Annotated in this window: 22 protein-coding genes and 1 pseudogene; 19 read left to right on the top strand and 4 right to left on the bottom strand. The window is 70.4% G+C overall.

What is annotated here, in order from left to right:
* Positions 1–201, top strand: a pseudogene (locus AC156L_RS31395) (PadR family transcriptional regulator); the annotation flags it as partial.
* 280 nt (positions 202–481) lie between these two features.
* On the opposite strand, the gene trpS reads toward AC156L_RS31395, so the two are convergent.
* Positions 482–1447 (bottom strand): tryptophan--tRNA ligase, encoded by a 966-nt coding sequence (gene trpS / locus AC156L_RS31400; protein ID WP_484407533.1) that lies wholly within the window; start codon positions 1445–1447, stop codon positions 482–484.
* 199 nt (positions 1448–1646) lie between these two features.
* On the opposite strand from trpS, the gene AC156L_RS31405 reads away from it, so the two are divergent.
* A complete protein-coding gene (locus AC156L_RS31405) occupies positions 1647–1946 on the top strand; it encodes a YciI family protein (RefSeq protein WP_484407534.1) in 300 nt (99 codons plus the stop codon).
* Between the two features lie 48 nt (positions 1947–1994).
* On the opposite strand, the gene AC156L_RS31410 is transcribed toward AC156L_RS31405, so the two are convergent.
* Positions 1995–2135 carry a hypothetical protein gene (locus tag AC156L_RS31410; RefSeq protein ID WP_484407535.1) on the bottom strand — a complete coding sequence of 47 codons (141 nt, stop codon included), beginning with the start codon at positions 2133–2135 and terminating at the stop codon, positions 1995–1997.
* Positions 2136–2302: 167 nt separating this feature from the next.
* Between AC156L_RS31410 and typA the strand changes: the two genes are divergently transcribed.
* The 9 genes from typA to AC156L_RS31455 all read left to right on the top strand — a co-directional run bounded on the left by typA (position 2303) and on the right by AC156L_RS31455 (position 14049).
* Positions 2303–4210 carry a translational GTPase TypA gene (gene typA / locus AC156L_RS31415; RefSeq protein ID WP_484407536.1) on the top strand — a complete coding sequence of 636 codons (1908 nt, stop codon included), beginning with the start codon at positions 2303–2305 and terminating at the stop codon, positions 4208–4210.
* Positions 4211–4642: 432 nt separating this feature from the next.
* Positions 4643–6235 (top strand): ABC transporter family substrate-binding protein, encoded by a 1593-nt coding sequence (locus AC156L_RS31420; RefSeq protein ID WP_484407537.1) that lies wholly within the window; start codon positions 4643–4645, stop codon positions 6233–6235.
* 291 nt (positions 6236–6526) lie between these two features.
* Positions 6527–8350 carry an ABC transporter family substrate-binding protein gene (locus AC156L_RS31425; protein ID WP_484407539.1) on the top strand — a complete coding sequence of 608 codons (1824 nt, stop codon included), beginning with the start codon at positions 6527–6529 and terminating at the stop codon, positions 8348–8350.
* Positions 8351–8473: 123 nt separating this feature from the next.
* Complete coding sequence (locus AC156L_RS31430) at positions 8474–9472, top strand: ABC transporter permease (RefSeq protein ID WP_484407540.1); 999 nt, start codon at positions 8474–8476, stop codon at positions 9470–9472.
* Positions 9465–10421, top strand: a complete 957-nt coding sequence (locus tag AC156L_RS31435; protein ID WP_484407541.1) for an ABC transporter permease — start codon at positions 9465–9467, stop codon at positions 10419–10421. The genes AC156L_RS31430 and AC156L_RS31435 overlap by 8 nt, the downstream gene beginning before the upstream one ends.
* Positions 10418–11599, top strand: coding sequence for an ABC transporter ATP-binding protein (locus AC156L_RS31440; RefSeq protein WP_484407542.1), 1182 nt, complete (start codon positions 10418–10420; stop codon positions 11597–11599). Before AC156L_RS31435 ends, AC156L_RS31440 begins: the two co-directional genes overlap by 4 nt.
* A complete protein-coding gene (locus tag AC156L_RS31445) occupies positions 11596–12663 on the top strand; it encodes an ABC transporter ATP-binding protein (protein ID WP_330877630.1) in 1068 nt (355 codons plus the stop codon). The genes AC156L_RS31440 and AC156L_RS31445 overlap by 4 nt, the downstream gene beginning before the upstream one ends.
* Before the next feature lie 117 nt (positions 12664–12780).
* Positions 12781–13629, top strand: coding sequence for an N-acetyl-1-D-myo-inositol-2-amino-2-deoxy-alpha-D-glucopyranoside deacetylase (gene mshB, locus AC156L_RS31450; RefSeq protein WP_330877629.1), 849 nt, complete (start codon positions 12781–12783; stop codon positions 13627–13629).
* Between the two features lie 3 nt (positions 13630–13632).
* Positions 13633–14049 carry a hypothetical protein gene (locus AC156L_RS31455; RefSeq protein WP_330877628.1) on the top strand — a complete coding sequence of 139 codons (417 nt, stop codon included), beginning with the start codon at positions 13633–13635 and terminating at the stop codon, positions 14047–14049.
* A gap of 5 nt (positions 14050–14054) precedes the next feature.
* Here the strand turns inward: AC156L_RS31455 and AC156L_RS31460 are convergent, their stop codons facing one another.
* The gene (locus tag AC156L_RS31460) at positions 14055–14786 is read right to left on the bottom strand and encodes a GNAT family N-acetyltransferase (protein WP_330877627.1); all 732 of its coding nucleotides are present in this window, start codon (positions 14784–14786) and stop codon (positions 14055–14057) included.
* 142 nt (positions 14787–14928) lie between these two features.
* Between AC156L_RS31460 and fdxA the strand changes: the two genes are divergently transcribed.
* The 3 genes from fdxA (at position 14929) to AC156L_RS31475 (ending at position 18349) form a co-directional block, all read left to right on the top strand.
* Positions 14929–15255 carry a ferredoxin gene (gene fdxA, locus AC156L_RS31465; RefSeq protein ID WP_330877626.1) on the top strand — a complete coding sequence of 109 codons (327 nt, stop codon included), beginning with the start codon at positions 14929–14931 and terminating at the stop codon, positions 15253–15255.
* Positions 15252–16349, top strand: coding sequence for a succinyldiaminopimelate transaminase (gene dapC / locus AC156L_RS31470; protein WP_330877625.1), 1098 nt, complete (start codon positions 15252–15254; stop codon positions 16347–16349). Before fdxA ends, dapC begins: the two co-directional genes overlap by 4 nt.
* Before the next feature lie 71 nt (positions 16350–16420).
* Complete coding sequence (locus AC156L_RS31475) at positions 16421–18349, top strand: hypothetical protein (RefSeq protein ID WP_330877624.1); 1929 nt, start codon at positions 16421–16423, stop codon at positions 18347–18349.
* Between the two features lie 36 nt (positions 18350–18385).
* On the opposite strand, the gene dapD is transcribed toward AC156L_RS31475, so the two are convergent.
* A complete protein-coding gene (gene dapD, locus AC156L_RS31480; protein WP_330877623.1) occupies positions 18386–19369 on the bottom strand; it encodes a 2,3,4,5-tetrahydropyridine-2,6-dicarboxylate N-succinyltransferase in 984 nt (327 codons plus the stop codon).
* Between the two features lie 16 nt (positions 19370–19385).
* Here dapD and dapE point away from each other — a divergent pair, with 16 nt between their 5' ends.
* From dapE to AC156L_RS31505, 5 genes are read left to right on the top strand one after another with little or no spacing between them, the layout of a single operon-like run.
* Complete coding sequence (gene dapE, locus AC156L_RS31485) at positions 19386–20450, top strand: succinyl-diaminopimelate desuccinylase (protein WP_330877622.1); 1065 nt, start codon at positions 19386–19388, stop codon at positions 20448–20450.
* A 40-nt stretch (positions 20451–20490) separates the two neighbouring features.
* Positions 20491–21261 carry an LOG family protein gene (locus tag AC156L_RS31490; RefSeq protein ID WP_330877621.1) on the top strand — a complete coding sequence of 257 codons (771 nt, stop codon included), beginning with the start codon at positions 20491–20493 and terminating at the stop codon, positions 21259–21261.
* Positions 21261–21800, top strand: coding sequence for an LOG family protein (locus AC156L_RS31495; RefSeq protein WP_330877620.1), 540 nt, complete (start codon positions 21261–21263; stop codon positions 21798–21800). Before AC156L_RS31490 ends, AC156L_RS31495 begins: the two co-directional genes overlap by 1 nt.
* Positions 21801–21814: 14 nt before the next feature.
* Positions 21815–22291, top strand: coding sequence for a hypothetical protein (locus tag AC156L_RS31500; protein ID WP_330877619.1), 477 nt, complete (start codon positions 21815–21817; stop codon positions 22289–22291).
* Positions 22292–22337: 46 nt separating this feature from the next.
* Complete coding sequence (locus tag AC156L_RS31505) at positions 22338–23288, top strand: D-2-hydroxyacid dehydrogenase family protein (RefSeq protein WP_330877618.1); 951 nt, start codon at positions 22338–22340, stop codon at positions 23286–23288.
* Positions 23289–23334: the final 46 nt, after the last annotated feature.

A 23334-nucleotide genomic window follows, 5' to 3' on the forward strand; every position in this document is an offset into this window, starting at 1 on the left:
CGGCTCGTGCCGCGTCGGCTCGTGGACGACCCGGCGCGCGAGACGCGCGGACCGGAGATCCGCTCGGCGGCCGGACCGCCGAGCGGCACGGTCCTGGCGCGGCTGGAGAGCAGGTGGGAGGACGTCGATCCCGCCGAGAGGGGCAGGCCGAAACGGCGGTACCACCGGCTGGGCGGTGCTCGACGGCATCGTGCGCGGTGACCGGCGGACGCGGAACACCGCGCGGGTCCTCCGCCGGCTGCTCCCGCCCTGCGGGCTCCTCCGCGGCTGTTCCCCGCTCTGCGGTTCCTTCTCCGGCTGTTCCCCGCTCTGCGGTTCCTCCTCCGGCTGTTCCCCGCCCTGCTGCTGGTGACCGCCATGATCGTCGCCGTCGCCGCGGTGTCGCCCACCGGAACCGCGGTGCTCGCCGCGGTCGCGGGCGGCGCCGGGGCGGCCCGCCGGAAGTGGGGTGGGCGCGGCTGACCCGCGCCCACCACGTCCGTCACCCCAGCCCGGTCATCCGCAGCGCCGCGTCCAACCGGTGCTGCGCCCGCGCGCGGGCGCGCTCCGCGCCCGCGCGACGCACCCGGTCCAGCTCGGTCGCGTCGTCCAGCAGCGCCAACGTCCGCTCCCGGACCCCGCGCAGCTCCTCGACGACGGCCTCCGACGCCTCCTCCTTCAGCTCCGCGTAGCTCCCCAGCCCGTCCGCGATCTCCTCGGGGGCCTTCCCGGTGCAGGCCGCGATGACCTCCAGCAGGTTCGCCACCCCCGGCTGCTCGTCGGGGGAGTAGCGCACCTGGTTGAGGTTGTCCGTGACGGCCCGCTTGATCTTGCGCCGGATGAGGTCCGGCGGGTCGAGCACGAACACCGTCCCGGCCGCGTCGGAGGCCGTCTTGGCCATCTTCCGCGAGGGGTCGGCGAGGTCGCGCACGCGTGCCGCGGTCGGCGGGACGGTCCCGCGCGGCATCACGAACACCTCGCCGTACGTGCCGTTGAACCGCTTGGCCAACGCCCGCGCCAGCTCCACGTGCTGGGCCTGGTCGTCGCCGACGGGCACCTCGTGCGCGCCCTGGAGCAGGATGTCGGCCGCCATGAGCACCGGGTAGGTGAGCAGGCTCAACCGGACGGAGTCCCGGCCCGCGGACTTCTCCTTGAACTGGATCATCCGCGCGGCCTCGCCGTAGGTGCAGGTGCACTCCAGGATCCAGGTCAGCGCGCCCAGTTCGCGGACGAGGTCCGACTGCACCGACACCGAGTGCGGGTCGACCCCGGCCGCGATGAGGAGCGCGAGCTGCTCGCGGGTCAGCGATCGGAGTTTCGACGGGTTGTGCGAGGTCGTCATGGCGTGCAGGTCGCTGATGAAGTACACGTCCTGCTCGGTGCCCTCGGCGGCCCAGCGGCGGATGGCGCCGAGGTAGTTGCCCAGCTGGACGTGGCCGGACGGCGTGATGGCGGAAAGCCTGATCATGGTGGGTCCCTTCGACAGGTGTGCCACCCGTCGGCGCGGGACCCCAGACATGACGAAGGCCGCCCGAGCGGGCGGCCTGTGGTCGTCTCGACGCAGGTTCTAGGGCCGCCTGAAGGCGGGCCACCAGAACGTGTGAAGACTGCGCATGGCCGCGAGCTTATCGTGTTCGGGCCTTGTCTGGCGGGTCTACATTTCTTCTATGTACATCGTCGTGCTGGAGTTCACCCGACCCCTGGACGTCGTCGACCTGGCGCTGCCGGACCACGTCGCGTGGTCCACGAGGCAGTACGAGGCCGGGCACTTCCTCGTCTCGGGGCGGCAGATCCCACCGGACGGGGTCGTGATCCTCGCGAAGGCCATGACGCGCGGGAGGCTGGACGCCATCATGGCGACCTGCCCGTACGTGGTGCAGCGGCTGGCCCGCTACGAGGTGACCGAGTTCCGGGCCACGCGGACGGCGCCGGAGCTGACGAGGCTCAACGAGGCCATCCCGGCCTGACCGCCGCCGCGCTCGACCATCCGGCCGCCAGGGGACCGGACGGGCGGATCACGCCGCCTTCTTCTCCTTCTTGCGCTCCTTCTTGAGCGCCTTCTTCTTGGCCTTGTCACGGGCCTTCAGCAGCGCCACGACCGGGCACTTCTTGCACCGGGGCGTCGACCGGCAGCACTTCTTCTTCACCTTGCCCACGTGCGGTGAGCTCCTCCCATGGGGTTCATTCCCAGACTAGGTGAGGCTGACCTCACCCCCGGCGATGTGTGGTATTGGCAACGAAGCCGGTACTCTTGTGAAGGCTGCGCGCGATCTCCGTCCTGGCGCTGGCCCCCTTCCTCGACTTCCAGCTCTAGGAGTTCCGCGTGCCCACGGCCACCGCGTCGATCAACGAATCGCCCGCTCAGGTGCGTGCTGACCTGCGCAACGTCGCGATCGTCGCGCACGTTGACCACGGCAAGACCACCCTCGTCGACGCCATGCTCCGGCAGTCCGGAGCGTTCTCGGCTCGCGCCGAACTCGTCGACCGAGTCATGGACTCCGGTGACCTCGAACGCGAGAAGGGCATCACCATCCTCGCGAAGAACACCGCCGTTCGCCGCGAGACGCCCGACGGCCCGGTGACGATCAACGTCGTCGACACCCCCGGCCACGCCGACTTCGGCGGTGAGGTCGAGCGCGGCCTCTCCATGGTCGACGGCGTCGTGCTGCTCATCGACGCCAGCGAGGGCCCGCTCCCGCAGACCCGCTTCGTGCTGCGCAAGACCCTGGCCGCGGGCCTGCCCGTGATCCTGGTCGTCAACAAGGTCGACCGCCCCGACGCCCGCATCAGCGAGGTCGTCGACGAGGCCCACGACCTGCTGCTCGAACTGGCCGCCGAGGTCGGCGCCGACGACTCCGTGCTCGACCTCCCGGTCGTGTACGCGTCGGCCCGCGCCGGTCGCGCCAGCATGACCCAGCCCGCCGACGGCGGCCTCCCGGACGAGGAGAACCTCGACACCCTGTTCGAGGTGCTGCTCAACCACATCCCGGCCCCGCGAGGCGACGTCAACGCCCCGCTCCAGGCGCTGGTCACGAACCTCGACGCGTCGTCGTTCCTCGGCCGCATCGCGCTGTGCCGCATCCACTCGGGCAGCATGCGCAAGGGCGACTGGGTCGCCTGGTGCCGCGAGGACGGCACGACCCAGCGCGTCCGCATCACCGAGCTGCTGATCACCGAGGCCCTCGACCGCGTCCCGACCGAGGAGGCCCACGCGGGCGACCTGGTCGCCATCGCGGGCATCCCGGACATCACGATCGGCGACACGCTCGCCGACGCCGACAACCCGGTGCCGCTCGAGCGCATCACCGTCGACCTCCCGGCCATCTCGATGACCATCGGCGTCAACACCTCGCCGCTGGCCGGTCGCGGCGGCGGCACCAAGCTCACCGCGCGCGTGCTCAAGGCCCGCCTCGACTCGGAGCTGGTCGGCAACGTCTCGATCCGCGTCCTCCCGACCGAGCGCCCCGACACCTGGGAGGTGCAGGGCCGTGGCGAGCTGGCGCTGGCCATCCTGGTCGAGCAGATCCGCCGCGAGGGCTTCGAGCTGACCGTCGGCAAGCCGCAGGTGGTCACCCGCACCGTCGACGGCAAGCTGCACGAGCCCTTCGAGCGCGTCACCATCGACGCCCCCGAGGAGCACCTCGGCGCCGTCACCCAGCTCCTCGCGAACCGCAAGGGCCGCATGGAGAACATGTCCGGCCACGGCAGCGGTCGCGTGAAGCTCGACTACGTGATCCCGTCCCGCGGCCTCATCGGCTTCCGCACGGAGTTCCTCACGGAGACCCGCGGCACCGGCATCGCCAACGCCGTCTCCGAGGGCTACGGCCCGTGGGCGGGCGAGATCCGCACCCGCCACAACGGCTCCCTGGTCGCCGACCGCTCGGGCATGATCACCGCCTACGCGATGATCCAGCTCGCCGACCGCGGCACCTTCTTCGTCGAGCCGGGCGCTGACGCCTACGAGGGCATGGTCGTGGGCGAGAACCCGCGCGCCGAGGACCTCGACATCAACGTGTGCCGTGAGAAGAAGCTCACCAACATGCGCCAGTCCTCCGCGGACGTGATGGAAACCCTGGCCCGCCCCCGCAAGCTCTCGCTGGAAGAGGCCCTGGAGTTCTGCGCCTCGGACGAGTGCGTGGAAGTGGCCCCCGACGTGGTCCGCGTCCGCAAGCTGATCCTCGACGCCAACTCCCGAGGCCGCGAGCGCTCCCGCAACAAGCTCCGCGGCTAACAGGACATCAGCGAAGAAGAAGGGGCCGCCTCTCGGCAGAGGCGGCCCCTTCTCGCATGAAGGGGCGAGGATCAACCGGCACGACCACAGCCCAAGACCTCAAAAAAGGCGACCAGCACCCCGGTGGATCGGCAGGTGGTCACCACACCGCCCGCCCTCCAGCCCGATCGCGGGGGCGGATCCAGGGGCCCCGCGTCACATCGGCCGGTCCCAGGTCGGCGGACCGGCCCAGGACAACCCGACCAACCCCCCGCGCGTCCCCCGCACATGAACCCAAGGCCCCCACGTCAACGGTCAACCCCGTCTGGCAGGCTGCGGGACATGACTCGGTCTGGGGGGACTAGAAAAGCAGCAGCAGCGTTGACCGCGGCCCTGACCCTCACAGCCTGCACCAACTCGGGCCCGGTCCCCCTGGTCCCCTCCACCCCCGGCATGTCCGTGGTCCCCGAGGAAACCCTCAACGAGGTCGTCGTGGGCGTGGACGACGTCAAGGGCAGCTACAACCCGCACACCACCGCGGGCCAGTCCACGATCACCACGGCCCTCACGAGCCTCCTGCTCCCCTCCGTCTTCCGCACCGCCCCGGACGGCACCCCCCAGCTCGACACCACGCTGATGGTCTCGGCCGAGGTGACGGCGACCGACCCGTACACCGTCAGCTACACGGTCCGCCAGGACGCCTCGTGGACCGACACCGCGCCGATCGCCGCCGAGGACTTCGTCTACCTCTGGCAGCGCATGCGCGGCGAGCCCGGTGTCGTGGACCCGGCGGGCTACCGGCTGATCTCCAACATCGCCTCGCGCGACGGCGGCAAGACCGTCGAGGTCACGTTCGCCAAGCCCTACCCCGGCTGGCGCTCCCTGTTCGGCAACCTGCTGCCCGCCCACCTGCTCAAGGACCAGCCGGGTGGCTGGGCGACCGCGCTGGCGGACAGCTTCCCGGCCACGGGCGGGCCCTTCCAGGTCAAGACGCTCGACCAGCCGCGCGGCGAGATCGTCCTGGAGCGCAGCGACCGCTACTGGGAGCAGGCGACCGCGCTGGACCGGGTGGTGCTCCGCCGGGCGAGCCACGAGGGCATCGTGGCCGCGCTGCGCGACCGGGACGACCAGGTGGCGCTGATCCGCGCCGACGCCATCGCGCTGAACACGGTCGCCGACCTGGCGAGGACGACGCCGCTCGTGAGCAAGCCCGTGCCGAGGCCGGAGGTGGTCCAGGTCCTGCTGCGCCCGGCGTCCGCGCAGCTCGCCGACCCCAAGGTCCGCCAGGCGGTGATGGCCGCGCTCGACCGGGACGCGCTGATCGCGGTCGGGTCGGGCAACGGGCCGTCGGCCCAGCTGCGGGCCGACTCGCAGGTGGTCCCCCCGAGCAAGCCCGGCTACGTGCCGACGATCCCGCCGGGCACCGGGCTGGACCTGGCGACCTCCGCCCGCCTGCTCGGCGAGGCCGGGTACGTCCGGCCCGACGGGGGCGTGTGGTCGCGGGACGGGAAGCCTTTGGACCTGGTCATCGCGGCGTCGGAAGGGGCGGAGCCCTACGGCGCCGTCGCCACCCAGGTCCAGCGCCAGCTCGCGGTGGCCGGGATCCAGGCCAAGGTGATCTCCCCGCCCGCGAACGAGCTGTTCGGACAGGAACTCATCGGGTCGCCGAGTGGTGAACCGGGCACCGCGGTCGACCTCACCGTGATCCCGCGGGTGGACACGGGTGATCCGGCCGCCACGCTGGCCTCGTCGTTCGGCTGCCGACCCTCCGCGGCGGCCGGGTCGACACCCGTTCCAGCGAACCCCTCGGGCTTCTGCGACCAAACGCTCCAGCCCGTGATCGACGACGCGCTGAGCGGTCGAACGCTGCTCGCCGACGCCCTGACCAAGATCGAACCGGTGCTCTGGCAGCAAGCGATTGCGCTCCCGTTGTTCCAGGTGGCGGACTTCCTGGTAGTCCTTCCGGAGGCGCAGGGAGCGGACATCGGAGCACCCTTCGCGGGGCCGCTCAGCGGAGCGGCCACGTGGCGGCGCGAGGGCGGCTGACGATCGACTTCGCGACTGCCCCTTCCTCGATCGACAACGGGATGTTAATTTTGACAGTATTCCCTCCGTCCGGTTAACGGACGCTCCCGCCCGGTAACCGTGAAGTTGCTTGCTGCTACCAGCGTGTCACCCTTTGGTCACGATCGACCCCTGGGCAGTGACCGTGCTGCTCAACCGTTCTTATCGTGCTGCAACGGTGTGTCGGTTCGGGGCGCGTTAGGCACATCACGGTTATGGGTGGACGACGGCTCAAACGGCCGCTCCAACCCGGTGCTAGGAGGGCACGTGTCGATGAGGAAATCAAAGGCTGTCTCGGCGCTCGCGCTGCTGACGAGCTCCGCACTCGTCCTGGGTGCGTGCGGCTCGGGCGGTTCGGGCGGCACCGGCGATGCCGGGCAGCAGGATTCCAACCCTGGTGATGTCGGTGGCGCCGACCAGGTCTACAAGCGCCCGAAGGTGAACGACATCGGCGAGATCGCCGTTGCCGTGGAAGAGGGCTTCCACAACTACAACAACAACATCGGCGCGACGAACAACTTCTCCAGCACCATCGCGCTGTCGTCGGTCCAGCCCTCCCCGTTCATCTCCGAGCTCGTCGACGGCAAGCTCGTGATCAAGGTCGACGGCGACCTGATGGAGTCGATCGAGGTCACCTCGAACTCCCCGCAGACCATCGTGTGGAAGGTCCGCAAGGAAGCGGTCTGGTCGAACGGCAAGCCGATCGACTGCAAGGACTTCCACCTGAAGTGGCTCGCCGGCGCCAGCAAGGCGACGGTGAAGGGTGAGGACGGCTCCGAGGCCAGCATCTTCGACTCCAGCCCGACCGGCTACGAGGACATCGAGAAGCTCGAGTGCTCGGACAACAACAAGACCATCACCACCACGTTCTTCCAGGGCAAGAACTACGCGGACTACCGCGGCATCTTCTCCTCCCCCGGTAGCGACGGCCTCCTCCCCGCGCACATCCTCGAGGAGAAGACCGGCGTCGCGGACATCACCAAGGTCCTCCCGACCCAGAACGACGAGACCGTCAAGAAGGTCGCCGACTTCTACACCAAGGGCTGGCTCGCCTTCGACGCCTCCGTCGCCCTCTCCGGTGGTCCCTACACGATCACCTCGTCGGACCTGAAGGACCAGACGGTCCTGGAGCGCAACCCGAAGTGGTGGGGCGAGAAGGGTTCCGCCTCCAAGATCGTCCTGAAGACCAACACCGACTCCCAGTCCGCGGCCCAGCAGCTGCAGAACAAGGAAGTCCAGGTCATCGCTCCGCAGGCCGACCCGGCCGTCGCGCAGCAGCTCCGCGGCGACAGCGCGTTCAACGTCTTCGCCGCCGGTGGCCAGACCTTCGAGCACGTCGACTTCAACATGGCGCGCCCGCTGTTCAAGGACAACCCGGAACTGCGCCTGGCCATCGCCCAGTGCTTCGACCGCCAGTCGCTGGTCGACAAGCTGGTCAAGGACGTCGACCCGAACGCCAAGCCGCTGAACAGCCTCACCTTCATGCCCAACGAGGTCGGCTACGAGGAGCACTTCGGCGACATCGGCAAGGGCGAGGTCGACACGGCCAAGAAGACCCTGGAGACCGCGGGCTGGAAGCAGGGCGCTGACGGCATCTACACCAAGGGCGAGTTCCGCGCGTCCTTCAAGCTCGGCCACAAGGTCGTGCAGCGTCGTGCCGACACCGTCCGCATCCTCCAGGACAAGTGCAAGCAGGCCGGCATCGAGATCGTGGACGACCAGGACGTCGACTTCAACGACAAGCGACTCCCGGCAGGCGAGTTCGACGCGGCCCTGTTCGCGTGGGTCGGCCAGCCCCTGAAGGCCGGCGCGTACGGCAACTACGCCAGCAAGGACAAGGGCGGCTCCGGCAACTACAACAACTACTCCTCCCCGGCCGTGGACGAGAAGTGGAAGACCGCCAACGGTGAGCTGGACTACCAGAAGCGCACGACGCTGATGAACGAGGTCGACAAGCAGATGCGCGACGACCTCCACAGCATCCCGCTCTTCCAGCTGCCCGACTTCGCGGCTTCGAGCGCCGACATCGGCCCGATCGGTTACGTGGGCGTCGGCGGCGGTGTCACCTGGAACATCTTCGCGTGGCAGAAGAAGTAGTCACCGAGTTGTTCTGAATCAACCAAACCGGGCCGGGGGGCTGGTGCCACGAGCACCAGCCCCCCGGACGGTGTCACCGTCCGGTAGGCTCCCGCGCCCGCGGGTGCCTAGGGAGAACCTCTCATGCTGCGATACATAATCCGGCGGTTGATGATTTCCATCCCGCTGTTGATCCTGGCGTCCTTCCTCTGCTTCGGGCTCACCACGGCCATGGGCGACCCCCTGGGTGAGTGGAAGTTGCAGAAGCCGCGCACCCCCGCTGAGATCACCGCGGCGTACGAGCGGACCGGCTACAACAAGCCCTTCCTCGAACGCTACGGCGACTGGGCGGGCAACTTCGTCACCGGCGACTGGGGCGAGTCCGTCGTCCCCGGCAACGCGGGCCGCGACGTGAAGGAGGACATCGGCAAGGCCTTCGTCGTGACCTTCCGGCTCGTGATCGTCGCCGAGATCATCGCCCTGCTGCTCGGCATGGCCGTCGGCGTCATCGGCGCGGTCAGACAGTATTCGCTCTTCGACTACACGGCCACCGGAATATCGTTCGCGATGTTCTCGATGCCCCTGTTCTGCGTCGCCCTCATCCTCAAGACCGGCGGCATCTCGCTCAACAACTGGCTCGAATCCATCGGCGCGGACAGATGGATCGTCACGGCCGGACCACCGGGCGACGGCTTCAAGGGTGGCTTCGGGGAGCAGTTCTTCCAGTACACCGGCGCGTACATCCTGCCGACCATCTCGCTGGTCGCCATCCAGTTCGCGCTCTACAGCCGGTTCCAGCGCGCGTCCATGTTGGACACCCTGAACGCGGACTACGTCCGCACCGCGCAGGCCAAGGGCATCTCCCAGGCGCGGTCGGTGTTCCGCCACGCCTTCCGCAACGCGCTGATCCCCATCGTCACCGTGTCGTCGCTGAACTTCGGCGCGACGATCGGCGGTGCCGTGATCACCGAGACGGTGTTCGGGTGGTCGGGCATGGGCAAGTTCCTGGTGGACGCCATCACCAAGCTCGAACCGTTCCAGGTGCTGGGCTTCATGATGGTGACAGCCGTGTTCATCATCGTCTTCAACCTGATCGCGGACATCCTTTACGCGTTCATGGACCCGAGGATCCGCCTTGACTGACCTGACTACGCCCGCGGTGCCACCCGCGGCTCCCACCACCGCCGACAAGAGCCAGTTCGACTCGTCGTCGGCGCGCAAGCAGTGGCAGGTCATCGCACGCCGGTTCCTCCGGCACCGCGCCGCGGTCGTCGGTGTGGTGATCTTCGTCCTGCTGGTGCTGTTCTCCTTCCTGGGCAGCGCCTTCTGGCAGTACTCCTACACCGACCTCGGGTTCCCCCGGTACCAGGACCCGACGGCGGACCACCCCTTCGGCACGGACCGGCTGGGCGCCGACATGGTGGCCCAGACGATCCGCGGCACCCAGTTCTCGCTCCAGATCGCGCTGGTCGTGGCGTTCCTGTCCACGCTCATCGGCGTGGTCCTCGGCGCGCTGGCGGGCTACAAGGGCGGCTGGGTCGACACGGCCATCAGCCGGTTCATCGACCTGCTGCTGGTGATCCCGTCGTTCATCATCGCGGCGGTGCTGGTGCGCAACAGCTTCGTGGCCTCGGCCACGGGCAGCAACGGCGGCAGCAACTGGCTCGTCGTGGCCCTCTACCTCGGCCTGATCGGCTGGCTCTCCATCGCCCGCGTCATCCGCGGCATGGTGCTGTCGCTGCGCGAGAAGGAGTTCGTGGAGGCCGCCCGCGCGCTGGGCGCGTCGACGCCGCGGATCATCTTCCGGCACATCCTGCCCAACACGGTGGACGTCATCATCGTGAACGCGACGCTCGCGGTGGCCCAGGCCGTGCTGCTGGAGGCCGCGCTGTCGTTCATCGGCCTCGGCGTGCACAGCCCGGACACCTCGCTCGGGCTGATGATCTCGCTGAACAAGAACGAGTTGAACCTGCACCCGTGGCTGTTCCTGATCCCCTTCGTGTTCATCGTGCTGATCTCGCTGTCGGTGAACTTCATCGGTGACGGGCTCCGGGACGCTTTCGACCCGAGGCAGAAGAGGGTGAAGGCATGAGCGAGCTCGATGTGATGGACGCGCCCGAGTCCTCCGGCCGGTCCTCCTCGAACGAGAAGCTGCTGACGGTCAGGGACCTGTCGGTCGACTTCCCGACCGACGACGGCGTCGTGCACGCGGTGCGGAACGTGTCGTTCACGCTCGCTCCCGGCGAGGTGCTGGGCGTCGTGGGCGAGTCGGGTTCCGGCAAGTCGGTGTCGTCCATGGCGATCATGGGTCTGCTGCCCAAGACGGCCGTCGTCGAGGGGTCCATCAAGTTCAAGGACCACGAGCTCGTCGGCCGGGACTACAAGCAGATGATGCCGGTGCGCGGCAACAACATCTCGATGATCTTCCAGGACCCGATGACGTCGCTGAACCCGGTCTACACCGTGGGTTGGCAGCTCGCCGAGGCCTACCGCGCGCACCACGATGTGTCGAAGAAGGCCGCGTGGGCCAAGGCCGTCGACTCCCTGGAGCTCGTCGGCATCCCGCAGCCCGACCGGCGCGCCTCGCAGTACCCGCACGAGTTCTCCGGCGGCATGCGGCAGCGCGTGATGATCGCGATGGCGATCATCAACGACCCCGACGTGATCGTGGCCGACGAGCCCACGACCGCGCTGGACGTCACCGTGCAGGCGCAGATCCTGGACACGCTGCTGCGGATCAGGGACGAGACGAACGCGGGCATCATCGTGATCACCCACGACCTCGGCGTCGTGGCGGGCATGGTGGACCGCGTGCAGGTCATGTACGGCGGCACGGTCGTCGAGCAGGGCGGCGTGGACGAGGTCTTCGAAGCCCAGCGGATGCCCTACACCGTCGGCCTGCTGGGGTCGATCCCGAACCCGAGCCTGCTCGGCAAGCGGCTCACGCCCATCAAGGGCGCGCCGCCCTCGCTGATGAACCTGCCGCCCGGCTGCGCGTTTTCCCCGCGCTGCCCGCTGGCGGTCGACGAATGCCGCGAGGTGGAGCCGGAACTGCTGGAGACCGATCGCGCCGGGCACTTCTCCCGCTGCCACCGGTCCGCGCACCTGGCCACCCTCGTGGACCCGCAGAAGCTGTTCGCGACGGACGAGATCGGCGTGGTCGAGAACCCCGCCTCGCTCCTCGTCGCCGACCCGGACATGCCCATCGTCGAGGACGTCGACGTGGTGGAAGCCCGGATGCAGGAAGAAGAGGAGAACCCGACGTCATGACGACCCCGACCGACGGGCCCAGCGTCCTGACCGCGGTGAAACCCTCCTCCGCGGCCAAGAACGCGGGCAAGACGCCCCTGCTCGAGGTCAACGACCTGGTCAAGTCGTTCCCGGTCCGCGGCGGCGGGATCATCCCGCGCACCGTGGGCCAGGTCCAGGCCGTGTCCGGCATCTCGTTCGACCTGTACCCCGGCGAGACGCTGGGGCTGGTCGGCGAGTCCGGCTGCGGCAAGTCCACGTCGGGCCGCGCGATCCTCCAGCTGCACAAGCCGACCTCCGGGTCGGTGAAGTTCGAGGGCAAGGAGCTGACCAAGCTCCGCGGCAAGGCGCTCCAGGGCGTCCGCAGGGACATGCAGATCGTGTTCCAGGACCCCTACGCGTCGCTGAACCCGCGCTGGCAGATCAACAACATCATCTCGGAGCCGTTCAAGATCCACGGCGCCGACGGGGCGGACATCCAGCACCGGGTCAACGAGCTGATGGAGCTCGTCGGCCTGAACCCGGAGCACCGCAACCGCTACGCCCACGAGTTCTCGGGCGGACAGCGGCAGCGCATCGGCATCGCACGGGCGCTCGCGCTCAACCCGAAGCTGGTCGTGCTGGACGAGCCGGTGTCCGCGCTGGACGTGTCCGTGCAGGCCGGTGTGGTCAACCTCCTGGAGGAGCTCCAGGAACGGCTGGGCCTGGCCTACCTGTTCGTCGCGCACGACCTGTCGGTGGTCCGGCACATCTCGGACCGCGTCGCGGTGATGTACCTCGGCAAGATCATCGAACTCGGTGACCGCGAGGACATCTACGCGCGGCCGATGCACCCCTACACGCAGGCGCTGCTGTCCGCGGTGCCGGTGCCCGACCCCAAGCTGGAGCGCAGGCGCCAGCGGATCGTGCTCACCGGCGACGTGCCCAGCCCGGTCAACCCCCCGTCGGGCTGCCGGTTCCGCACGCGCTGCTGGAAGGCGCAGGACATCTGCGCCGTCGAGGAGCCGAAGCTGGAGCGCCGCGGGGCGGGCGACGGCACGCTGTCCGCGTGCCACTTCGCCGAGGAGCGCTCGCTCCTGGGCTGATCGACCGCTCCACCCCGGGTTCCGCCAGGGCCACCACGGCAGCGCTATGGTGGCCCTGACGGCATTCCGGGGTGGTGCCGTCCTGTGACCGTGCGCAAGTGCCTCTACTCTGATCCGGTGACGCTCACCTCCCCACCGCGGTTGTTGCTGGTACACGCGCACCCGGATGACGAAAGCCTGTGGACGGGCGGCACGATCGCGAGATACGCGGCGACCGGCGCCCACGTCACCGTCGTCACGTGCACCCTCGGCGAGGAGGGCGAGATCATCCCGGCCGGGCTGCGCGAACTCGCCGCCGACGCCGCCGACCAGCTCGGCGGGTACCGGGTCGCCGAACTCCGCTCCGCCTGCGCCGCCCTGGGCGTCACCGACCACCGGTTCCTGGGCGGCATCGGCCGCTGGCGCGACTCCGGCATGGTGGGCGTGCCGTCCAACGAGCACCCGAGGGCGTTCGTCCGGGGTTCGCTCGACGAGCAGGTCTCGGCGCTGGTCGACGTGCTCCGCCAGGTGAAGCCGCACGTCGTCGTCACCTACGACGCGTTCGGCGGCTACGGCCACCCCGACCACATCCGCGCGCACGAGATCACCATGGCCGCCACCGCCGCCGTCCCGGACGTCGCCCGCGTCTTCTACGCCGTCACCTCCCGCGACGCCACGGAGCAGGGCGCCGCCGCGCTCGCGGACCTGGCCGACCTCCCGTTCCGCCTGCCGGAGCCGGGCGAACTGCCCGTCACCGACGACGCGATCATCACCACCACCGTCGACGTCTCCCAGCACCTGTCTGCGAAGCTGCGCGCGCTGCGGGCGCACTCGACGCAGGTGAGCGTGTGGCAGGACGGCGCGGGAGGGGCCAGCTACGCGCTGTCCAACGGCATCGCCCAGCCGGTCGTGCGGGGCGAGTTCTACGTGCTGGCCAGGGGTTCCGGCGAGGGCGCCGAGGCAGACCTGTTCGGTGGACTGGGGTGACGGGTGAGCGGTGACCGCAAGCCGGGGCGGTGGGTGCTGCCCATGCTCTGGGTCGAATCCCTGGTGCTGGCGGTGCTGGAGCTGTTCTACCTCCCGCTCCGGTTCGACGGCACCCTGCTGCCCCAGGTGGGCGCGGACTGGCCGTTCCCGGTGGCGGTGGTGGTGGCGATCGTCACGACACCGCTGCTGGTGCTGTGGGCCTCGGACCTCCAGCGCGGCCTGCTGGTGTCCAGCTCGCCGCTGCTGGTGTGGCTCACGACCCTCGTGGTGCTGGGCCTGTTCGGCCCCGGCGGCGACGTGATGCTCCCCAACGACTGGCGCAGCCTGGCCCTGCTGGCGGGCGGCGCGCTGCCCGGCGCCGTAGCCGTGGGCGCGTCGATGGGCCGCAACCACGTGCCGAAGGGAGCCAGGACCCGGTAGCCCCGCTAGGCGGGCACCCAGTAGCGGTACCGGTGGTGCTCCACGCACCCCAGCGACTCGTACAGCTCCCAGGCGGCCGTGTTGTGCGCGGCCACCTGGAGCGCGCACCGCACCGCGCCCCTCTCCGCGCCCCACGCGGCCAACCCCACCAGCAGACCCCGAGCCAGCCCCCGCCGCCGGTGGGACGGCCGCACCGCGAGCCGGGCGATGTGCAGCAGGTCGCCGACGACGGCGCCGCGCACGGCCGCGACGACCTCGCCGTCCCGCTCGACGACCCCGAACCCGGTGCCGGTCCCGGAGGCCAGCACGTGCCGCTGGGCGTCGGTCGGCGTCCCCGAGGCCACCAGCTCCCACCATCCGGGAACGGGTACGTCGGAAACCGAAACCCCGGCCACCTCCGCACCCCGGAAACCGGCGAGCGAACCGACCAGCACCCCCGACTCGGCACCGCCCGGATGGCCCTCGTCGACCACCCATCCGGCGGATCGGACGGCATCTTCGTGCCGTGAATCACTCACGACGTGAGCGGTCGGCCCGATGCCGTTGGCCTTGGCGAAGACGACCGCCCGGTGCAGCGCCTCCGGCACGGGAACGCCGGGGTCGCCGCTGGTCAGCGTGCTGTTGGCCCGGCCAGTGAAGCCGCCCGCCGCGCGCAGCCTCCAGTCGCCGAGCCGTTCCTCGACCTGTGCGGGCCACGCGTCGGCACACCGCAGTTCGACCTCGAAGACCGGATCCACCCCACCATCCTCCCCGGTGCGGGAAACTGGTTTTCGCGGAGCCGAGCGCGGGCTCGCTAAGGCAAGCCTCACCACGAGTTGGCCGAGTTCGCCGCGTAGTCTGCGGCTTGCGCGGTGTACCAGGAAGAGCAGGAGAACCGCAGTGACCTATGTGATCGCCCAGCCGTGCGTGGACTTGCTCGACAAGGCATGCATCGAGGAATGCCCCGTCGACTGCATCTACGAAGGCGACCGGATGCTCTACATCCACCCGGACGAGTGCGTTGACTGCGGCGCCTGCGAGCCGGTGTGCCCGGTGGAGGCCATCTACTACGAGGACGACGTCCCCGACGAGTGGAAGGACTACACCAAGGCGAACGTGGACTTCTTCGACGCGCTCGGCTCGCCCGGTGGCGCCTCCAAGGTCGGCAAGACCAGCGCCGACCCGGACTGGATCAAGGCTCTCCCCCCGCAGGCCTCCGCCGAGTGACGAGGACGCGCAGGGGTCCGGTGCTGCCGGACTTCCCCTGGGATTCGCTGGCCGATCACGCCGCCGCGGCGCGCACCCACCCCGGTGGCGTGGTCGACCTCTCCATCGGTACCCCGGTCGACCCGGTGCCGCCGCTGATCCAGACCGCGCTCAGTTCCGTGGCGGACCAGCCGGGATACCCGACCACCCACGGCACCCCCGAGCTGCGTTCGGCGGCCGTGGGCTCGCTGGCGCGCCGCTACGGCCTGGTGGGGCTCGACCCCGCCGCCGTGCTGCCCACGATCGGCTCGAAGGAGCTGGTCGGCTGGCTGCCGACGCTGCTGGGTCTCGGCGCGGGCGACGTGGTGGCCATCCCGGAGCTGGCGTACCCGACGTACGAGGTCGGCGCGCTGCTGGCCGGTGCCTCGGTGGTGCGCCTCGCCGACGGCGAGGCGCCCCCCGCGGGCACGTCGCTGGTGTGGCTGAACTCGCCGTCGAACCCGACCGGCCGGGTGCTGTCCGCGCCGGCGATGGCCGCCGCGGTCGAGGCCGCCCGCGCCGTCGGTGCGGTGGTGGCCTCCGACGAGTGCTACCTGGCCCTGTCGTGGGACGCCACCCCGGTGTCCGTGCTCGACCCCGCGGTGTCCGGCGGTTCGCTGGACGGGCTGCTGGCCGTGCACTCGCTGTCGAAGTCGTCCAGCCTCGCCGGGTACCGGGCCGGGTTCGTCGCAGGCGATCCCGCGCTGGTGGCCGAGCTGCTGGAACTGCGCAAGCACGCCGGGATGATCATGCCGAGGCCGGTGCAGGCGGCGATGACGGCGGCCCTCTCCGACGACGAGCACGTGACCGCCCAGCGCGACCGCTACGCCGCCCGCCGAGCCGTGCTGCTGCCCGCGCTGCGCGCCGCCGGGTTCACCGTCGACCACTCCGAAGCCGGGCTGTACCTGTGGTCCACCCGCGGCGAGAACTCGTGGGACACCGTCGCCTGGCTCGCCGAACGCGGCATCCTGGCCGCTCCCGGCACGTTCTACGGGCCGGGCGGGGACCGGCACGTGCGGATCGCGCTGACCGCGCCGGACGAGCGGATCGCCGCGGCCGTCGACCGCCTGGCGTGACCGTCGGGAGGGCCGAGAACGGCCCTCCCGCTCCGCCCTAACGCTCGCGGCCGCGTCGCCGATGGGTTGTTGTGCCCTCGACCACCCCGCTGAACGCCCTCGAACGATCCCTCGTCGAGTCCGTCGAACGCGGTGAGGCGTTCGACCTGTCCGACGGCCCTGCCGACGAGACCGCCATGCGTTCCTGGGGCGAGACCAGGACGATCCGCTCGCACGTCATCCGCGACGTCCTGCTGGGCCGCCTCGCCCCGGAGCCGGACCCGCACGGCATCGACCTCCGCGGTGCCCGGATCGACGGCAGGCTCGACCTCATGAACGTGACCAGCCGGGTCGCGATCCGCCTCACGGAGTGCCTGCTCGACCGGGGTGTCGAGGCGCGGTACGCCGACCTCGGCCCGCTGCGGATGACCGACTGCCTGATCGAGCACCCCACCCACCTCGCGTTCATCGCCAGGCAGCTCCGCACACCGATCCTCGTCCTCAGGGGCACGACGATCATCGGACACGGCGAGCGCGCGCTGTTCCTCCGCGAGGCCCGGATCGGTGGCGAGCTCAACCTCAACGGTGCGACGCTGAGGAGCCACAGCGGTTCGGCCCTCGACGGTTCGACCATGCGGGTCGACGGCCCGGTGGACATGCGCGAGGGGTTCACCGCGACGGCTCACGGCCCCCACGCGGCGATCAACCTCCAAGGAGCCCGGATCGGGGGCGGGATCGACTGCGGCGGAGCGGTCCTGCACAACAGCGGGGGCCCCGCGCTGCACGCCGATTCGCTGGAGGCCGAGGGACCTCTCCTCCTGCGCGACGGGTTCACCGCCACCGGCAGCGGCCCCCGTGGTGCGGTCGGGTTGATGGGCGCTGAGCTGACCACCCTGGAGTGCACGGGCACGGTGCGCAACGATTCGGGCCCGGCCCTGTTCGCCGAGAGCGTCGTCGTCGACGGGCAGGTCCTCCTCCGGGACGGTTTCACCGCTCGCGGGAGCGGTGAGACCGGGGCCGTCGTCCTGCGGCACGCGCGGATCGGAGGTGGGCTGGAGTTCTCGCGGGCCACCGTGCGCAACGGATCGGGTCCGGCGCTCGGCGCGGGCCACCTGAGGCTGGGCGGTGCGCTGGCCCTCGACGTGGACGTGGACTTCGTCGGCGCGGGCGGCCAGGGCACCGTCGCCCTCACCTCGGCCAGGATCGACGGGGAGGTGGTGTTCGACATCGTGGAGCTGACCAACGGCAGCGGTCCCGCCGTGCGGATGTCGCAGGCCCGGCTCGGTCGTTCGCTCACCTTCACCAACTGCTTCTGGGCGGTGGGCGCCGGCTCCGACGCCACCGTCGACCTCTCGGACGTCACCGTCGGCGGAGCCTTCCGCGTCACCCCGCGGCACATCGGGAACAGCGGCGCTCCGGGACCTCGGCTGGCCGTGAACGGCCTCACCCACACCGGCGTGCCCCAGGGGGTCACCACGGCCGAGTGGCTGGAGGTGCTGCGCACCGGGACGCCGGAGTACGCGGCCCAGCCCTACCAGCACCTGGCCGCCGCCGAACGCGCCGCCGGGCACGACAGCAGCGCACGGCGGGTCCTCATGGCCCAGCGCCGGGACCAGATCGACCGGCACGCCCTGACCGGCGCGCTCGAACGCGGGTGGGCGAGGCTGACCGGCCTGACGCTCGGGTACGGCTACCAACCGTGGCGCGCGCTGCTCGGCCTGTTCCTCGTCCTGCTGGTCGCCGGAGCGGCGGCCGGGTACCTGGGCGGCTGGGGCGGACTGGCGAAGGTCCGGAGCCAGGCGGCGGCACCGGTGGAGGGCTGCGCGCTGATCGACCGGATCGGCTTCGGGTTGGACGCGGGCGCACCGCTCATCACCGGCGGGGCGAGGGCGAGGTGCGAGCCGACCGGCACCGGGTGGGGAACGGTCCTCACCGTGGCGAGCTGGGTGCTGAAGGCGCTGGCGTGGGCGTTCGCCACGCTGTTCGTCGCCGGGTTCACCGGAGCGGTGCGCAGGACGTGACGCGGTCGTCCCGGTCGGGACGACCGCGTCCGCCGGTCAGTCGTTCGCGTGCAGCGCCGCGTTCAGCTCGACGCCGTTGCCCTTGCGGGGCAGCACCTTCACCGCGCCGGACACCGAGTCGCGGATGAACAGCAGCCCGGAGACGCCCGACAGCTGCCCGGCCTTCACGACCTCGCCGTCGGCCGTGGACACCTTGGTGCCCGCGGTGATGTAGAGGCCTGCCTCGACCACGCAGTCGTCGCCGAGCGAGATGCCGATGCCGCCGTTGGCGCCGATCAGGCAGCGCTCGCCGATGGAGATGACCTCCTTGCCGCCACCGGACAGCGTGCCCATGATCGACGCGCCGCCGCCGACGTCGGAGCCGTCGCCCACGACGACACCGGCCGAGATGCGGCCCTCGACCATGGACGCGCCGAGCGTGCCCGCGTTGAAGTTCACGAAACCCTCGTGCATCACGGTCGTGCCGGACGCGAGGTGCGCGCCGAGCCGGACGCGGTCCGCGTCGGCGATCCGCACGCCGCTCGGGACGACGTAGTCGACGAGCCGGGGGAACTTGTCGACGCCGTGGACCGTGACGGCGCCGCGGGACCGCAGGCGGAGGCGGGTCTGCTCGAAGCCCTCCACCGCGCACGGGCCGAAGTTGGTCCACACGACGTTGTTCAGCAGACCGAACTGGCCGTCCAGGCTGAGGCCGTGCGGCCGCACGAGCCGCGTCGACAGCAGGTGCAGGCGGAGGTAGACGTCGTAGGTGTCGGTGGGCGCGTCGGCCAGCGAGGCGATGGAGACCTGGACGCCGATGACCTCGACACCCCGCTCCTGGTCCTCGCCGAGCAGGTGGGCGGCCTCCTCGCCGAGGGCGCCCGCGACGTCGACGGACGACAGGAGCTGCGTGCCGACCGACGGCGGGTCCCCGAGCTTCGGCGCCGGGAACCAGGTGTCCAGGACGGTGCCCTCGGGCGTGACGGTTGCCAGTCCGACGCCGTACGCGCCGGTCGTGTTTGCGGTGCTCACGGCTGCCAACGGTAACGTGCTCGCCGTGGCCGACACCCTGCACCTCTCCGCCGACCCCGTTGACCTGACCGCGTGGCTGGTCGACATCCCCAGCGTGTCGGGCGAGGAGGCCGAGCTGGCCGACCTCGTCGAACGCTCGCTGCGAGCACAGGCCCCGCACCTGGAGGTGGTGCGGACGGGCAACTCGGTGCTGGCGCGCACGAACCTCGGGCTGCCGGGCCGGGTGGTGCTCGCCGGGCACCTGGACACCGTGCCGATCAACGACAACCTGCCCAGCAGGCGCGAGGGCGACGTCCTGCACGGGTGCGGCACCGTCGACATGAAGGGCGGCGACGCGGTGATGCTGAACCTCGCCGCCACCGCCGTGGAACCCCGCTACGACCTGACGTTCGTGTTCTACGACTGCGAGGAGGTCGAGGCCAGCCGCAACGCCCTCGGGCGCATCGAGCGCGAGATGCCCGAGTGGCTGGTGGGCGACCTCGCGATCGTGTGCGAGCCGTCCAACGGCGTGGTCGAGGCCGGGTGCCAGGGGACGATGCGGATCGAGGTCCGCACGACCGGCGCCCGCGCGCACACCGCCCGCGGCTGGATGGGCGTCAACGCGATCCACGCGGTCGGGGAGGCGTTGCGGCGGCTGGAGTCCTACGAGTCCCGCGTCGTCGACATCGACGGCTGCACGTACCGCGAGGGGCTCCAGGCGGTGAAGATCGCCGGTGGCGTCGCGGGCAACGTCGTGCCGGACTCGTGCGTGCTGACGGTGAACCACCGGTTCGCCCCCGACCGCTCGCCCGCCGACGCGGAGGCGCACCTGCGCGAGGTGTTCGACGGTTTCGACGTCGTCGTCACGGACGTCGCGGCGGGCGCACTGCCCGGTCTGTCCTCGCCCGTCGCCCAGGAGCTGGTCGCGGCCACCGGGGGAACGCCCGTGGCGAAGCTCGGGTGGACGGACGTGGCGCGGTTCGCGGCCCTCGGGCTGCCCGCGGTGAACTTCGGGCCCGGCGACCCGACGCTGGCCCACACGCAGCAGGAGAACGTGCCGGTCGGGCAGATCACCGGGTGCGTCGACGTGCTCCGCCGGTTCCTCACCTGAGTAGGTCACCCGGTGGTGTTCCTGACCTAGAATCCCGCCGATGACTGACAACAACGGTGTCGACGAGCACCCCAAGGAGCGGCAGCGCGGTCCCGTGACGCTGCGCCGTTCCCAGCGCGTCGAGCTGACCACCACCGACCAGCGGCTGCTCGACTCGCGCGGGCCGTCGGACTGGGTGCACACCGACCCGTGGCGGGTGCTGCGCATCCAGGCGGAGTTCGTCGAGGGCTTCGGCGCGCTCGCCGAGGTGCCCAGCGCCGTGACGGTGTTCGGGTCCGCGCGCACGCCGCGCGACCACCCCGAGTACGAGATCGGCCGCGAACTGGGCGGCGCGCTGGCGACCGCCGGGTTCGCGGCGATCACCGGTGGCGGCCCCGGCGTGATGGAGGCGGTCAACCGCGGGTGCTCCGAGGCGGGCGGGTTCTCCGTCGGGCTCGGCATCGAGCTGCCGTTCGAGCAGGGGCTCAACCCGTGGGTCGACCTCGGGGTCAACTTCCGGTACTTCTTCGTCCGCAAGACGATGTTCATCAAGTACTCGCAGGCGTTCATCTGCCTGCCGGGCGGGTTCGGCACGCTGGACGAGCTGTTCGAGGCGCTGACCCTGGTGCAGACCAAGAAGGTCACCAAGTTTCCGGTCGTCCTCTTCGGACGGTCCTACTGGCAGGGCCTGTACGACTGGATCCAGAACTCGGTGCTGCCCAGCGGGAAGGTCGGCGACAAGGACCTGGCGCTGCTGCACCTCACCGACGACATCGACGACGCCGTGCGGGTCGTGCAGGAGGCCCACAAGGCCTGGGACGAGGCGCACTGATGCCGACCAGGGTCACCGTCTACTGCGGATCGCGGCGCGACGTGCCCGCGAGCTACCTGGAGCTGGCGGCCGAGGTTGGCACCTCCATCGCGGCTCGCGGCTGGTCGCTCACCTGGGGCGGCAGCAGCGTGTCGATGATGGGCGAGGTCGCCCGCGCCGCTCGTGGGGGCGGGGCCCGGACGCTGGGCGTCATCCCGAAGGGGCTCGTCGGGACGGAGCTGGCCGACGACCACGCGGACGAGCTGGTCGTGGTCGACACCATGCGCGAGCGCAAGGCCCTGATGGAGGCGCACGGGGACGCGTTCCTCGCCCTGCCCGGCGGGATCGGGACGTGCGAGGAGCTTTTCGAGATGTGGACATCACGGGTGCTGTCCATGCACACCAAACCGGTCGTGGTGCTGGACGTCGACGACCACTACCGGGGTCTGTTCGACTGGGTCCGCGAGTTGAGCGGTCGCGGGTTCGTGTCGCGGGCCGCGATGGACTCGTTGACGATCACCGGAGACGTGGCGACGGCGTTGGACGCCTGCGCGAACTGAGGAGATTCATACCGATGGGCAAGTGGGCGTCCTACGTCGTGCGGCGCGGGGATGACGAAGAACTGGACGACGGCTACAGGTTGGACGCCGTCGAGGGCTGGCAGTGGTGGGAGTTCCCGGTCCTGGACGAGGAGCCGCTGGTGCAGCTCGTCGGGACCGGCGCGGCGATCTCGGCGACCGTGGCCGACAGCGACATGTGCGTGGTGACCGGCTGGGACGGCGGTCAGGAGCAGTGGGAGTGGGTGTTCGGGGAGGTCGCCTACGCGGAAGCGGCGGCGGCCGAGGGGCTGCCCGCGCCCGATCCGGAGGAGCTGGCCGAGACGCTGCCCGAGAGGGCCGCGGCGTTGGCCGTCGCGGTGGTGGAGTGGGCGAAGGCGGCCGGGCTGTCGGCTGACGTGACGTCGGTGACGGCCGTGCTGGAGACGGACCACGACATCGCCGAGGACGGGTTGCAGGCCGTGCTCGGGGCCGTGGGGATCGTGGACAACTGAGGGTTCTCGGTGGGTGCCGGTCGTCGGGGACCGGCACCATGGGTGGATGAGACTCCGTTGCGCGGTGCTGGACGACTACCAGGGTGTCGCCGCCGGGCTCGCCGACTGGTCGTCGGTCGAGCTGACCGTGCACCGGGAGCACTTCTCCTCCCGTGACGCGTTGGTGTCGGCGTTGCGGGACGTCGAGGTCGTGGTGGTCATGCGCGAGCGGACGCCGTTCGACGCCGACCTCTTCTCGCGGTTGCCCTCGCTGCGGTTGCTGGTGACCAGCGGGATGCGGAACGCGTCGATCGACCTGGGGGCCGCCGCGGCGGCCGGGGTGGTCGTGTGCGGGACCGGCAGTACGTCCGGGCCGCCGGTGGAGTTGACGTGGGCGTTGATCCTGGGGCTGGCTCGGCACGTCGTGGTGGAGAACTCGGCGTTCCGGGCGGACGGGCCGTGGCAGAGCACGGTGGGTACCGGGTTGGCCGGGAAGACGTTGGGGTTGCTGGGGTTCGGGAAGATCGGTGTGCAGGTCGGTCGGGTCGCACGGGCGTTCGGGATGTCCGTGGCGGCGTGGAGCGCGAACCTGACCGCGGAGCGGACCGCCGCCGAGGGGGTGCGGTTGGCAGGCTCGTTGGAGGAGTTGGCCGGTCGCAGTGATGTGTTGTCCGTGCACCTGGTTCTCAGTGAGCGCACTCGGGGTGTGGTGGACGCTTCGGTGTTGGGGTTGTTGAAGCCTTCCGCGTTCTTCGTGAACACCTCTCGGGCCGGCCTTGTGGATCAGGCGGCTTTGGTCGAGGCCCTGGTGGGTGGGCGGATCGCCGGGGCCGGGTTGGACGTGTTCGAGGAGGAGCCGTTGCCCGCGGGACACGTGTTGCGGCGGTTGCCCAACGTGCTGGCCACTCCTCATATCGGGTATGTGACTGATGGGAACTACTCGGTTTATTTTCGTGAGGCTGTCGAGGATATTCTTGCTTTTGCGGCTGGGTCGCCTGTTCGGGTTATTTCCGGGTGAGGTGGGTTGTCGGTTCGGAGGGGAGCGGGTGGCTGCGAGTCCCATC

The sequence above is a fragment of the Umezawaea sp. genome (genome assembly GCF_057122925.1).